General features: G+C 47.1%; 11 protein-coding genes. 8 read left to right on the forward strand and 3 right to left on the reverse strand.

What is annotated here, in order from left to right; genetic code table 11:
* Positions 1-9 precede the first annotated feature (9 nt).
* A complete protein-coding gene (locus BMW79_RS19135; protein WP_089897247.1) occupies positions 10-1,314 on the reverse strand; it encodes an O-acetylhomoserine aminocarboxypropyltransferase/cysteine synthase family protein in 1,305 nt (434 codons plus the stop codon).
* Between the two features lie 138 nt (positions 1,315-1,452).
* Between BMW79_RS19135 and BMW79_RS19140 the strand changes: the two genes are divergently transcribed.
* From BMW79_RS19140 to BMW79_RS19165, 6 genes are all read left to right on the forward strand, one after another.
* Positions 1,453-2,601 (forward strand): hypothetical protein, encoded by a 1,149-nt coding sequence (locus BMW79_RS19140; protein ID WP_089897248.1) that lies wholly within the window; start codon positions 1,453-1,455, stop codon positions 2,599-2,601.
* A 57-nt stretch (positions 2,602-2,658) separates the two neighbouring features.
* The gene (locus tag BMW79_RS19145) at positions 2,659-4,026 is read left to right on the forward strand and encodes a 3' terminal RNA ribose 2'-O-methyltransferase Hen1 (protein WP_089897249.1); all 1,368 of its coding nucleotides are present in this window, start codon (positions 2,659-2,661) and stop codon (positions 4,024-4,026) included.
* Between the two features lie 3 nt (positions 4,027-4,029).
* Positions 4,030-4,791, forward strand: a complete 762-nt coding sequence (locus tag BMW79_RS19150; protein WP_089897250.1) for a nucleotidyltransferase domain-containing protein — start codon at positions 4,030-4,032, stop codon at positions 4,789-4,791.
* Positions 4,781-5,857, forward strand: a complete 1,077-nt coding sequence (locus BMW79_RS19155) for a DNA polymerase beta superfamily protein (RefSeq protein WP_089897251.1) — start codon at positions 4,781-4,783, stop codon at positions 5,855-5,857. The genes BMW79_RS19150 and BMW79_RS19155 overlap by 11 nt, the downstream gene beginning before the upstream one ends.
* Positions 5,841-8,444: a polynucleotide kinase-phosphatase gene (locus BMW79_RS19160; protein ID WP_089897252.1), complete on the forward strand. Its 2,604-nt coding sequence runs from the start codon at positions 5,841-5,843 to the stop codon at positions 8,442-8,444. The genes BMW79_RS19155 and BMW79_RS19160 overlap by 17 nt, the downstream gene beginning before the upstream one ends.
* 67 nt (positions 8,445-8,511) lie before the next feature.
* Positions 8,512-9,462, forward strand: a complete 951-nt coding sequence (locus BMW79_RS19165) for an NADP-dependent oxidoreductase (RefSeq protein ID WP_089897253.1) — start codon at positions 8,512-8,514, stop codon at positions 9,460-9,462.
* Between the two features lie 55 nt (positions 9,463-9,517).
* Here the strand turns inward: BMW79_RS19165 and manA are convergent, their stop codons facing one another.
* Positions 9,518-10,720, reverse strand: a complete 1,203-nt coding sequence (manA, locus tag BMW79_RS19170) for a mannose-6-phosphate isomerase, class I (RefSeq protein WP_089897254.1) — start codon at positions 10,718-10,720, stop codon at positions 9,518-9,520.
* 143 nt (positions 10,721-10,863) lie between these two features.
* Here manA and BMW79_RS19175 point away from each other — a divergent pair, with 143 nt between their 5' ends.
* Positions 10,864-11,214 (forward strand): YraN family protein, encoded by a 351-nt coding sequence (locus BMW79_RS19175; protein ID WP_089897255.1) that lies wholly within the window; start codon positions 10,864-10,866, stop codon positions 11,212-11,214.
* A 540-nt stretch (positions 11,215-11,754) separates the two neighbouring features.
* Here the strand turns inward: BMW79_RS19175 and purB are convergent.
* A complete protein-coding gene (gene purB, locus BMW79_RS19180; RefSeq protein ID WP_089897256.1) occupies positions 11,755-13,092 on the reverse strand; it encodes an adenylosuccinate lyase in 1,338 nt (445 codons plus the stop codon).
* Positions 13,093-13,233: 141 nt separating this feature from the next.
* Here purB and BMW79_RS19185 point away from each other — a divergent pair, with 141 nt between their 5' ends.
* On the forward strand, positions 13,234-13,986 hold the full coding sequence (locus BMW79_RS19185; RefSeq protein WP_089903970.1) for a menaquinone biosynthetic enzyme MqnA/MqnD family protein: 753 nt from the start codon (positions 13,234-13,236) through the stop codon (positions 13,984-13,986).
* Positions 13,987-14,135: the final 149 nt, after the last annotated feature.

Consider the following 14,135-nt stretch of genomic DNA (forward strand, 5'->3'; position numbering starts at 1 on the left):
TTTATTTATTTAAGCCACCGTATTAAAGGCCTGCTCAATATCTCCTTTAATATCGCTGATATGCTCAATACCCAGCGAAATACGCAGTACGCCTGGCGCTACACCTGCTTTTCTTTGTTCTTCTTCGCTCAGTTGCTGGTGAGTAGTTGTAGCCGGGTGAATGATCAGCGTTTTGGAATCGCCCACGTTTGCCAGGTGATATATTAACTTTAACGCCGCTACAAATTTGTCGGCGGTTTCTTTACCACCCTTTATCTTAAAGCTCAATACGCCACCAAAACCATTCTGCAGGTACTTCTGTCCCAGTGCATGGTATTTGTTGTCCGGTAAACCGGGATAGTTCACAGATTCTACCTGCGGATGCTGTTGCAGCCATTTCGCCAGTTCCAGGGCATTGTCAACGGTGCGTTGAACACGCAGGGAAAGGGTTTCGAGGCCTTGCAGGAACAGGAAAGAGTTCTGCGGTGCGAGGGCTGGTCCCCAGCTGCGTAAGCCGGCCACACGTGCCCGGATAATGTAGGCGATGTTGCCAAACGGACTATGAGAACCGAATACTTCCCAGAACTTCATGCCATGATAAGCTTCGTCGGGCTCACTGAACTGCGGGAATTTACCATTGCCCCAGTTATAGTTACCACCGTCTACGATGATACCGCCAATGCTGGTACCATGACCACCAATCCATTTAGTGGCTGCTTCTACTACCACATTAGCACCATGTTCCAGGGGACGCGCCAGGTAACCGGCAGCGCCAAAGGTATTATCTACTACCAGTGGTAAATCATGTTTCTTCGCAATAGCACTGATCTTTTCAAAATCAGGAATGGCAAAACCGGGATTACCAATGGTTTCTACATAAATGGCTTTTGTTTTGTCATCGATCAGCGCTTCAAAGCTGGCCGGGTTATCAAGATCCGCAAAACGCGCTTCCACACCAATTCTTTTAAAGCTCACTTTAAACTGGTTAAAGGTGCCCCCATACAGATAGGACGAAGTCACGAAATTATCGCCGGGTAACAGGATATTATGCAATGCAATAAACTGAGCCGCCTGACCGGATGCTACTGCCAGTGCACCTACACCACCTTCCAGTGCCGCCACGCGTTTCTCGAATACATCCGTTGTCGGGTTCATGATACGCGTGTAAATGTTACCAAACTGTTTCAGCTGAAACAGATCCGCCGCATGTTCTGCACTGTCGAAGGTATACGAAGTGGTTTGGTAGATAGGCACTGCCGCTGCATGGGTGGAGGATTCAGGCTGATAACCTGCATGTACCTGTAAAGTGTCAAAGTGTAATGGCTTATCTGGCATAACCGGAAATTTTAAAGGTTTAATGTAAGTCTACAAATATAGTAGACTAATTGTAATAACAAAATAATTTAACAAGATTCTCACAGAAGATATAGCGATTAAATGATAATTTGTTAATTAAATAAATATCTGACCTTCATGTACTTCAGAACGGTAGCTATTTTTATCCTTTTACTGATTACCACAGCGGCAAACGCACAAACGGATACTACCTTTATTTTCCGGGTCAATCCCCAGGTAATGCCGTTGCAAAATGCCGCTGACCAGCAGAAATTGCTGGAAAGTCTGCATGGTTTTCTGATCACAAAAAACAATGACCTGTATAAAAATGATTACTGGCTGGCGTCAGACTTTGTAACTTATCCAGCACCCTATAAAGATTTATATTTTATAGAGATGAGTGAGAAGTACCATGATCCCTTTTTTTACAAGCCGGTGTTAGTGGGTATTCAGTCTTTGCCCTCGGCAGATAGTTACCTTGTGAAACTTGCTTTTATCAGCTATGGAGGCAACGAGGCTCCCGTGTTGCGCGCCATTTATAGCATTGTTGCAGTAAAAACGCCTGTAGGATTCCGGTTTAAGCAGGTATTGGCTACGCGTACCGCCAGGTGGCAAAGCAAACAGCTGGGTGAAATAAAATTCGTATATCCGATGGTGTTAAGCAGGGCGCTGATGATAAGAACTTACGGCTTTAACCAGAGTATGGCCACTCGTTTTAGTGTACCTGCCATTGCTTTTACGTTTTACAAATGTTCCGACCGGGAAGAAATGTACCGCATCCAGGGATGGGACTTTGAACCCCGCATCATGGCAGATACGACGGGCGCACTGGCAGAAGCTGAACGCCGTATTATTTTTAGTGGCAACAACAGTGAATGGTATCCGCATGAAATAGTACATCTCTATCTCCATAAATATGCAGGCACACTTAATTACATCATGAGTGAGGGCCTTCCCACTTATCTTGGCGGCAGTGGCGAAAAAACGCTTGCCGAACATGCGAAATTACTGGCTGCTTTTTACGCAGCTCACCCGGAACGCAGCGTAACCGCTGATGTGGAAAGCGGCTATGATGCAGACCGGCAAAGCACTGTCAGCTATGTGGTAGGCGGTATCATTTCCCAGTTGGTAGATGAGAAATATGGTATGAAAGGAATAGAGAAATTATTGACAGCCGGTAAACAATACAACGATTTTTACAGTTCTGTAAAGGAGCTGCTGGGAGTAGACAAGAACGGCTTCAATGATTTTATCCGCCGGCAATTTGCGCTATATGACAAAAAATAATATCTTCACAGACAGATTTATAAAAAGCGTGTTTCCGAAAAGAAACACAGTTAACCGATGTTATTAACTATTACGACTAAACGTTACCCCGCCACTGATCTTGGCTACCTGCTGCACAAACATCCCGCTAAAGTACAAACCGTGGCATTGACAGCCGGTAGTGCGCACATTTTTTATCCGGAAGCAACCGACCAGTCCTGTACAGCCGCCTTATTGCTGGATGTGGATCCGGTAAGACTGGTACGAGGCAATGGCAAGGGCCATGATTTTGCGCTGGAACAGTATGTAAATGACCGTCCCTATGTGGCCTCGTCATTTATGAGTAATGCCATTTCACAGGCTTATTCTACGGCCATGAATGGCCGGTGTAAAGACAAACCGCACCTGGTAGATGAAGCTATCCCGTTTGAAATTGTATTGTCCGTTTTACCGGTCAAGGGCGGAGAGCCGCTGCTGCGACAGTTTTTTGAACCACTGGGATATGAAGTTGCTGTGCAATCGTACGCACTGGATGAACAGTACCCGGAATGGGGCCTGAGCCGCTACTTTCATGTAACGCTGCGTCATACCCTGCCGCTGAAAACAATCTTGCGACAGCTGTATATTCTCATTCCTGTGTGTGATAACGACAAACATTACTTTGTTGGAGATCACGAAATTGAGAAGCTGATGGAGAAAGGCGCCGGATGGCTGGATACGCATCCTGCCAAAGAACTGATCACCCGTCGCTATCTGCGGAACATTGCGCCACTGGCCAAACAGGCATTGGCATTGATCATGAAGGAAGAAGACCTGCCGGTAGCAGAGAAAGAATCAAAGGAGAAAGTACGGCTGCATGATCTGCGCTTACTAACGGTGAGGGATATACTCCTGGAAGAAAAAATAAGTACAGTAGTGGATCTGGGTTGTGGAGAAGGAAAGTTACTCCGCTTGCTGATGGAAAAAGCCGCCTTCAAAAAGATCCTGGGAATGGATGTGAGTTACCATGCGCTGGAAATTGCGCGGGACAAACTGAAACCGGATCGTTTGCCGGAAATGCAAAGAAACCGTATTCAGCTGATCCATGGCTCACTGACCTACCGGGATAAACGCCTGGCAGGTTTTGAAGCAGGGGTGCTGGTGGAGGTAATCGAACACCTGGACGAACCCCGCCTCGCCGCCCTGGAAAAAGTAGTGTTTGAGTACGCCCGGCCGCAAACTGTGATTATTACCACTGTTAACGCCGAATATAATGTGCGGTACGAAAAGCTTACTGCCGGGACATTCCGTCACAGCGACCACCGTTTTGAATGGACCCGGGCAGAATTTACCGCCTGGGGTAATCGTGTAGCCGAACAATTTGGCTATATTGTAACCTATCAGCCTCTGGGAGAAACAGATGAATTGTTGGGTGGACCCAGCCAGCTGGCACTTTTTAAAAGATAATTTATGCGCGACACTATTCTGCAAAAAATAAAGGAACTGGAAGAAGAACACCAGGTAAATGTATTGTATGCCTGTGAATCGGGAAGCCGGGCCTGGGGCTTTGCTTCACCCGACAGCGATTTCGACGTGCGCTATATTTATGCGCGTCACAGGGATAGCTACCTGAGTATCACGGAGCCACGGGATGTGATTGAATTACCGGTGGACGAAGTACTGGATGTCAGCGGCTGGGATATCCGTAAAGGATTGCAGCTGTTTCTTAAATCCAATGCTCCGTTATACGAATGGCTGCAATCGCCTATCGTTTATAAAGAGGAAACTGATTTCAAACAAACCCTCAACGGTTTGATGGAAAAGTATTTCTCGCCACGCTCGGGTTGTCATCATTACCTGTCCATGGCGTACAATGTTTTCACCAATGAACTGCAGGGAACAGAGATCAAGCTGAAGAAATACTTCTATGTATTACGCCCTATGCTGGCCTGTCAGTGGATCCTGGCAGGGAAAGGTGTGCCGCCTATGGAGCTGGCGCCTCTGCGTACCCTGATCACAGATCCCGCTATACAGGCTGCGATAGACAAACTGCTGGAACAGAAAGCGCAGGCCGACGAGCAAGCTGCCATTGCTCCGGTAGCTATTTTGCACGAATGGATGGCACTGACCCTGGAAGAATGTAAACTGCAGGCGGCAGAATTACCGGCCATCCGGAATGAAACCGCCGAACTGGATGCACTTTTCAGGAAATATATATCGTATGACTTTTGAATCACTGCAACAGCAAAGGGAATACCTGCTGCTGGAATGTATCAGCGGTAGTAAAGCCTATAACCTGCAGGTACCCACTTCTGATACCGATATCAAAGGTGTATTCATATTGCCCCCGTCAGAGCTGTATGGCATGACCTATACACCCCAGGTAGCCAATGAAAGCAACGACGAAGTATACTTTGAAATAAAGCGTTTCCTGGAGCTGCTGGAGAAAAATAACCCCAATATCCTGGAGTTACTGAGCACCACCGATCGCAATCTACTGTTCCGGCATCCGCTGATGGACCTGATTCAACCAGGTGATTTCCTGTCGAAGTTATGCCTGGATACCTTTGCGGGTTACGCCAAAACACAGATAAAGAAAGCAAAAGGGCTGAATAAGAAGATCAACCAGTCGCACGGTCCGGAACGGAAAGACGTATTCGAGTTTTGTTACGTGGTTGCCGGCGGCCATAGCGTTCCATTACGGGAATGGCTGCACGAAAAGCAGCTCCGGCATCAGGACTGCGGACTCGCAAAGCTCGACCACTTCCGCGATGTGTATGCTTTGTATCATACCAGCCAGTTTGAACCAGGTACTTTTTTCAGGGGCATCTTTTCCGGACCGGAGGCCAATGATGTACAATTGAGCCCCATTCCCAAAGGAGTAGCGCCGCTGACCATCATGCAGTTTAACAAAGACGGCTATACGGTGTATTGCAAAGACTTTGCAGCTTACTGGGAATGGGTGGCGCTCCGTAATGAAGCCCGCTACGAACACAATAAAGAACTGGGCGCGGACTACGACAGTAAACACATGATGCATACCTTCCGTTTGTTAACCATGGCAGAAGAAATTGCATTGTATAAAGAAGTCCGCGTATACCGCCACGACCGCGATTTCCTGCTGCGCATCCGCAATGGAGCATTCACTTACGATGAACTGCTGGAAATGGCTACCCAAAAATTATATGACATGGAACAGTTGTATGCGGCGTCAGATCTTCCGGATCATCCGGAACCTGCGTTGGCAGACTCCCTGTTAATCAGAATAAGAGAGGAATTTTATGTCCCGAAGAAATAGAAAATTATCACATATCTCCATACCGGAATTATCACTGGTGATGTTGATCGGTCCATCCGGTGCCGGTAAATCCACGTTTGCCCGTCAGTTTTTTAAACCCACGGAAATTATTTCGTCAGATGTATGTCGCGGTTTAATCAGCGATGATGAAAACAACCAGGCCGTTTCCGCCGATGCTTTTGAAGTCGTTCGTTTCATCGCGGCAAAGCGCCTGAAGCTCGGATTACTCACCGTTATAGATGCTACCAACGTACAACCGGAATCCCGTAAGGAATGGATAAAACTGGCGCGTGAATATCATGTACTGCCCGTAGCTATTGTGTTGAACATGGCGGAGAAAGTATGCCAGGAAAGGAATACTTTGCGTGCCGACCGGAACTTCGGTTCCCACGTAATTCCGCAGCAGATAGCACAACTGAGACGCGGCATCCGCTACCTGCGCGAAGAGGGCTTCCGTCATGTGTTTGAACTGCACTCCCCGGAAGACGTGGCACAGCTGGAAACCATTACCCGCACCCCTTTATACAATAATAAAAAAGACGAACACGGTCCTTTTGATATCATCGGAGATGTGCATGGGTGTTATGATGAGCTGTGCACCTTGCTGGACACACTGGGTTACCAGGTAGATAAGGAAAAGGCGACGCTCATCAGCGCCCCGGTGACAACTAACGCCGAAGGATATACGCGTTTCCGCAAACCCGTTTTTGTGGGCGACCTGGTAGATCGTGGACCCAAATCACCACAGGTATTGCGTCTGGTCATGAATATGGTGGGCAATGGGCTTGCGCTGTGCGTGCCCGGTAACCACGATGCCAAGCTGCTGCGCTATCTGAATGGAAAAAATGTACAGCTCCGGCATGGTCTGGAACAAACCGTAGCGCAACTGGCTGGTGAAACCCCGGAATTCCTGGAGTCAGTGAAACTGTTCCTGGATGGTCTCGTCAGCCATTATGTGCTCGACGATGGAAAACTGGTGGTAGCACACGCTGGCCTGAAGGAAAGTATGCAGGGCCGTGGCTCCGGTGGTGTAAGGGAGTTCTGTATGTATGGGGAAACCACGGGCGAAACAGATGAATTTGGCTTGCCGGTTCGCTACAACTGGGCGCTGGAATACAAAGGCAAGGCAATGGTGGTGTATGGCCATACGCCCGTACCGGAAGCCACCTGGTTAAATAATACCATTGATATAGATACGGGTTGTGTGTTCGGTGCATCCCTGACGGCTCTCCGCTACCCGGAGAGAGCGTTGGTATCTGTGCCTGCACTGGAACAATATGCCGTGCCCGCACGTCCTATTGGCTATAATGCCGCCAGTGTGCTGAGCATACAGCAACAATACGATCATGTACTGGACATCGAAGACTTTACCGGCAGGCAAAGACTGGAAACACGTTATGGGCATCCCATTACCATCCGTGAAGAAAACAGTATTGCTGCGCTGGAAGTGATGAGTCGTTTTGCCATCAATCCTAAATGGCTGATCTATCTGCCACCTACGATGTCGCCTGCTGAAACCAGCCAGGCGGCAGGAATGCTGGAGCATCCGGCAGAAGGGTTGCAGTATTTCAGAGAGACAGGTATTACGAAGGTTATTTGCGAAGAAAAGCACATGGGCTCCCGTGCGGTGGTAATTGTATGTAAAGATGAATCAGTGGCGGTGAACCGCTTCGGCGTTGAGGGGGAAGGTAACGGGGTGGTATATACGAGAACCGGCCGTCCTTTTTTTACAGAGAAGGAAATGGAGCAGGTTTTCATCTCCCGTATCAATAACGCCCTGATCAGCACCGGCTTTTATGATACATTCGAAACAGACTGGGTATGCCTGGATGCAGAACTGATGCCCTGGAGCGCGAAGGCGCAGGCATTACTGCAAAACCAATATGCCGCCGTAGGTACAGCAGCATCGCAGGCGTTGCCGGTAGTAGTGGATGCGCTGCAACAGGCTGTCAAACACAATGTACCGGCAGAAGCCTTATTGGAAAAATATACCCGCCGCCTGGAACAGGCAGGTAATTATGTGAAAGCATACCGCCAGTATTGCTGGCCGGTAAATTCCCTGGACGATTACAAATTGGCGCCTTTTCATATTATGGCCACGGAAGGAAGAACGTATTTCGATAAGGACCATGAATGGCATATGTCTGCCATAAAAAATATATGCGCGGGCGATGAACAATTGTTACTGGCTACGCCTTATCTGATCGTGGAAACAGGGAACGAAGCCAGTGAAAAAGAAGCGATCAGCTGGTGGGAACGTCTTACCGCAGCGGGAGGAGAGGGCATGGTCATCAAGCCGTTTCATTTCGTTTCAAAAGATGAGAAAGGCCTGGTACAGCCAGCCGTTAAGATCAGAGGTAAAGAATACCTGCGTATCATTTATGGTCCTGAATATGATGCACCGGAAAACCTGGAACGTTTACGCGGTCGTAAGCTGTCAGGGAAACGCTCCCTGGCATTGCGCGAATTCTCATTGGGCCTGGAGGGCCTGGAACGTTTTGTAAATAAAGCGCCTTTGCAGCTGGTACATCAGTGTGTATTTGGTATTTTAGCATTAGAGAGTGAGCCGGTAGATCCACGGTTGTAACAGCAATAGTGGTTTGCCGGCCAACCGGAAACTATGACAACATCTTTCTACAATAAAAAACAGCATTATGAAAGCCGTAGCCGTATCAAAGTTTAAAGACATTCCTGTGGTGATGGATCTGCCGAAACCGGCGCTGCGTCCGGGAACCGTCCTGATCAAGGTAGCCGCCGCCGGCATTAATCCATTCGACTGGAAAATGATTGATGGCATTATGGACGACGGAAAAACCAAACATAATTTTCCACTGATCATGGGCGTAGATGGCGCCGGTACGGTAGAAGAAGTAGGGGAGGGCGTTACCCGCTTTAAGGTGGGCGACAAGATCTACGGGCAGTTTATTCATTCTCCTATTGGTGAAGGATCTTATGCAGAATACGCCATTGTACCTGAGAAATCAGGCATTACCAAAGCGCCCACCAGTCTCAGTGCAGTGGAAGCTGCCGCAGTGCCTACGGCAGGTATGACGGCCCAGCAATTGCTGGATAAACTGGATCTGCAGGAAGGCGATACCTTGCTGATCAATGGCGCTACCGGCGGTGTAGGCTCCTTTGCCACACAACTTGCTACAGCGCAGGGGATCGAGGTAATTGCCACCGTATCCGACAGTGAGGGTGCCGCGCGCATGAAACAACTGGGTGCAGCCGTAACCATTAACTATAAGGATGCTCCTTTGGCAGCGCAGGTAAAAACAAAATACCCGGAAGGTATAGATGGATTGATAGACCTGGTCAGTGATGGAAAGGGATTTGTAGCCAACCTGGATTTGTTGAAACCAGGTGCAGGTGCATTGACTACCGTTTTTGTAGCTGATGAGGAAGCCATGAAAGCAAAAAATATTCGCGGAGGTAACTTTGAAACGCAGGGCAGTGCCGCATCCCTGGATACTTTAACTTTAGCGATAGATCGCGGGGCCCTCACTATTCCGGTAGAAAATAAAATAAAACTGGAAGATGTACCGGCGGCCATTGCATTGAGCCGTCAGGCAAAAGGGAAAGGGAAAACGGTGATCGTTATCTGATTGATAAAGGCTATTGTGTGGTAAGCATAGCTCACCGCACAATAGCCTGCTGTAATTATATATTTGCGGTGGCTTTAAACAATTCCGCCTCACCATCTGTGCTGATTTCATAAGTAGCACCATATGCAGTAAATGCGCACTGGCCTTTCTGTAATGCCAGGGTATCTTCCCCTTTGATAGTAGCCGTTCCGTTTATTACAATCAGGATTTCTGCAGCCTTTGCAGTGTGCTTGTACACCTGGCCGGCTTTGAGATCAATCTTGCTTACTTCAAAATCCGGTGCCGGAGAAGGATAAATTCTTTCCAGTCCGTCTGCACTCACATTACCTTTGATGATATTTGGATGAACACCTTCAAAACGGGTATGCTTTAACAATTCAGGTACGTCTACGTGCTTGGGAGTGAGTCCGCCGCGCAATACATTGTCTGAATTGGCCATCAGCTCTACGTTCTGGCCTTCCAGGTAAGCGTGGGGGATACCGGCATCCTGGAATACGGCATCGCCGGTTTGTACCTGCATGATGTTAAAGAAGTAGATAGAGAAGATGCCACGATCCAGTTTGTCGTTGCTTCCCGGATCATTCAACACTGCGCGCGCTGCCCAGAAACCGGGATCAGTTTTCGCTATTTTGTTGGCTTTATATAAAGGAATCATGCGATCGGTCAGCGGGCGCAGGATGATATTCACCAGCGACTGCGGCATTTCCATTACATTTTTGTAGAGGCCATAATAACCTTCTTTTTCGTATATGCTTACCAGTGAAGTGAATTCCGGAACGGTTTTCAGGACGTTCAGTAATTGTTCATGCGGTAAGAAGCCGTGGAGCAGGTAAAACTCGCTCAGGGCCACCATGATTTCAGGCTTGTGGTTATCGTCTTTGTAATTACGATCGGGTGCAGTTAAAGGAATGCCTGCGGCATTTTCACGTGCAAATCCTTTTTCTGCTTCACTTTTGGTAGGGTGTACCTGGATAGACAGCATATCTTTTACATCCAGGATCTTAAAAAGGAAAGGCAGCTCTTTAAATTTCTCCCAAACGGCCGGACCGGTGATGTTTGCCGGGTCCTGCTGAATCAATTGATTCAACGGCAAGGGACCGCTGGCTGTAGTAATGGTAGAAGGAGCACTAGGGTGCGCACCCATCCAGTATTCTGCACTGGGCTTGTCTGACGGCGTAATTCCCAACAGCTCAGGAATATAGTTATATCCGCCCCACGCATAATGCTGTACTTTTCCTTCCAGTCTGAATAAGTTCATATATAGTAATCTGTTTACTTGTTAAATAGCAGAGAAATGATAATTTTATACGCCTGCAAAAATAGGTGTTAAGTATAAGAATTTCATAGCACCCGGAGGTAAATTATTTCAGGCAACTGTTTGTTACCCAAACCACAAGCCATATGTTGAATCACCTGTCCCTCGGACAAAGGGGAGAATCGATTGCACAGGCGTATGTTCGCCGGCACTGTACCATCCTGCACGTGAACTGGAAATGCGGGAAACGGGAAATTGATATCATTGCCCGGAAAGCAGAAGAACTATTCTTTATAGAAGTAAAAACACGCAGCACAGATCGCTTCGGCTGGCCGGAAGAAGCTGTGAACTACCGCAAGGAAGAACATATTCGTAGTGTGGCGGAGGAATATCTTCTGCAATATGACCTGGAGCCGGTTGCTATCCGCTTTGATATTATTGCGATCACTTTCTCCGGAGAAGTATATGAACTCCTGCACCTGAAAGATGTGTTCTGAATTTGTTTTTAATGATTTTTAATAAGAAGGGAAAGAGGGGAGATCAAAAATTACTTTTCAGGGAGGTGCCAGATCGGGAATCATGATAAACAAGCTGGTAGACAGAATCCCGGAAAGACAAAATCCGCCTGCTTTTCGGCGTTTTTACATTAACTAGTTATTAACAAAAAAATGCCTGTAATTATTCCTTAATAGGTTGATATTTTATATCTTTGCGTAGCTTTTAGAACCTACCCCTGAGTTGTTACACACTCCCGGTGCCCCGGTAGTTTTCAAGCAAAATACTTCTTTCTGAAAAGCAATTGTCACGGTTTTAAAAAACCGGTGAAGGCAATCTATTGCTATCAACGAAAGAAATGAAATACCGGCGATACCAGTAACAAAAAGAAGCAGGGGAATAAGAATTAATACACAATTGACCGCGTTTGTTAAACCACGGCTGTAATGCCAGAGAAACGCATTGATCGCAGAGAATTGCTTTCGGGAGTCAACATTACAAAAAAGCTCCGTCTATAAGACGGAGCTTTTCGCTTTTTATGTTTACCACAAACCGGTGTAGTTGTGTGGTGTTATTGCTTTCAGTTCCTTTTTGAGGGCGGCACTGATTTTCAGTCCATCCACAAATTTATGCATGCTCTTCTGCGTGATCTGTTCTCCGCCACGGGTCAGCTCTTTCAGGGCTTCGTATGGTTGCGGATAATTCTCTCTGCGCAAAACGGTTTGAATGGCTTCTGCTACTACCGCCCAGTTGTTTTCCAGGTCGTCTTTCAGCTTGGCTTCATTGAGGATCAGTTTACCTAATCCTTTCTGGATGGATTTGGTAGCCAGCAGCGTATGGCCGAATGGTACGCCCAGGTTACGTAATACGGTGGAATCGGTGAGATCGCGTTGTAAACGGGATACGGGCAGTTTTGCACTCAGGTGTTCAAACAGTGCATTCGCCAGACCGAGGTTACCTTCGGCGTTTTCAAAATCAATCGGATTCACTTTATGTGGCATTGCGGAAGAACCTACTTCATTCTTCTTGATCTTCTGTTTGAAGTAATCCATGGAGATATATGTCCAGATATCACGGCAGAAGTCCAGTAAAATGGTGTTGATCCTTTTCAGTGCATCAAATTGGGCAGAGATGTTATCGTAGTGCTCAATCTGCGTGGTATATTTCATACGTTGCAGTCCCAGTGTGGTATTCACGAATTTCTCCCCGAATTTTTCCCAGTTGATCTTCGGGAAAGCTACATAGTGTGCATTGAAGTTACCGGTGGCGCCACCAAACTTCGCGGCAAAAGGAATATGCCCCAGCAGGTTTACCTGGCCTTCCAGTCTTTCTACAAACACGAGGATTTCTTTACCCAGAATGGTTGGAGAAGCCGGTTGTCCGTGGGTACGGGCCAGCATCGGCACTTTCATCCATGACTGGCCGAGTTTCTTCAGTTCCAGGATCATGTTGGCCAGAGCGGGCATGTACACGTGTTCTACCGCATCTTTCCACAGGAGGGGAGTCGCGGTATTGTTAACATCCTGGGAAGTAAGACCGAAATGCACCCATTCCAGTTTGTCTTCCAGACCGAGGTTCTTCAATTCATTCTTCAGAAAATATTCCACTGCCTTCACGTCGTGGTTGGTAATTTTTTCTGTGTCTTTGATCAGTTGCGCGTTCTCGATGGTGAATTCCTGGTAAATTTTACGCAGGGCGGCGAACTTGGTCTTGGGCAGGGCAAACAGCTTCTGCTCGGAGAGCGCAATGAAATATTCCACCTCTACCATCACACGGTAACGGATCAACGCAAATTCAGAAAAATAATTGGCCAGCTCGTCCAGTTGCTTGCGATAGCGCCCGTCCAGTGGAGAAATGGCAGTTAATGGTTGTAGTTGCATAATCTATATATTCCAGTATTACTATGAACATGTTTAAGTGGTTATCAGTTCCTTCAAACCGGGATTCCCCCGACATGAATTATTCATTTGGAACTTGTTAACCGGGATTTAATTACTTTTGCAGCTTCAAAATTACTGAAATTGGAACGGAAAGTAAAAGTTGCGGCTGTAAGTTATTTGAATACGAAGCCTTTATTGTATGGATTCAGGAATCATCCGGTGATGGAGATGATGGAATTATCGATGGATTATCCGGCTAAAATAGCCCAGCAGCTGATAGATGGAGAAGTGGATGTGGCGCTGGTACCAGTGGCCATCATCCCTAAACTGAAGGAATATCATATCATAGCAGATTATTGTATTGGCGCGGAAGGCCCTGTAGCATCGGTTTGTTTGTATAGTGATGTACCTCTGAACGAAATTAAGCGCATTTACCTCGACTATCAAAGCCGGACCTCCGTGGCCCTGCTTAAGGTGCTGGTTCGCGAATACTGGAAGCTCGACGTGGAATTTGTGAATACCAGCGGGGATTACCAGGATAAAATCAAAGGAACAGACGCTGGTCTTGTTATCGGCGACCGTGCCCTGGAACAACGGAAGGTGTCTCCATATATATATGACCTCGCGGAAAACTGGGTGCGTTTTACCAGCCTGCCATTTGTATTTGCAGCCTGGATCAGTAATAAACCGCTACCAGCGGCGTTTACAAAGGAATTCAACAACGCCACCGGTATCGGTATTCAGAACATCCCGGCTGTAGTGGCAGAGAATCCGTATGATGTGTATGACCTGACTACCTATTATATCCATAACATCAGCTATCCTTTTACACCCGCTAAAAGACAGGGGATGCAGAAGTTCCTCGGATACCTGATGGCAGAACAAGCCGTGTAATGGTTTCAAAAGTAAAAAAAGGTAATGCAGGAGCGGGTTTATGACGAATTTAAATTATTTGTTATATAGAAAGGATAAAGCATGGCTTTATCCTTTCTTCTTTTTTAAGTATCTTCATGATTCGCACCAGTCATCTCCTTAAATTAATT

This window comes from Chitinophaga arvensicola (genome assembly GCF_900110835.1).
GTDB classification, from domain to species: Bacteria; Bacteroidota; Bacteroidia; order Chitinophagales; family Chitinophagaceae; genus Chitinophaga; species Chitinophaga arvensicola.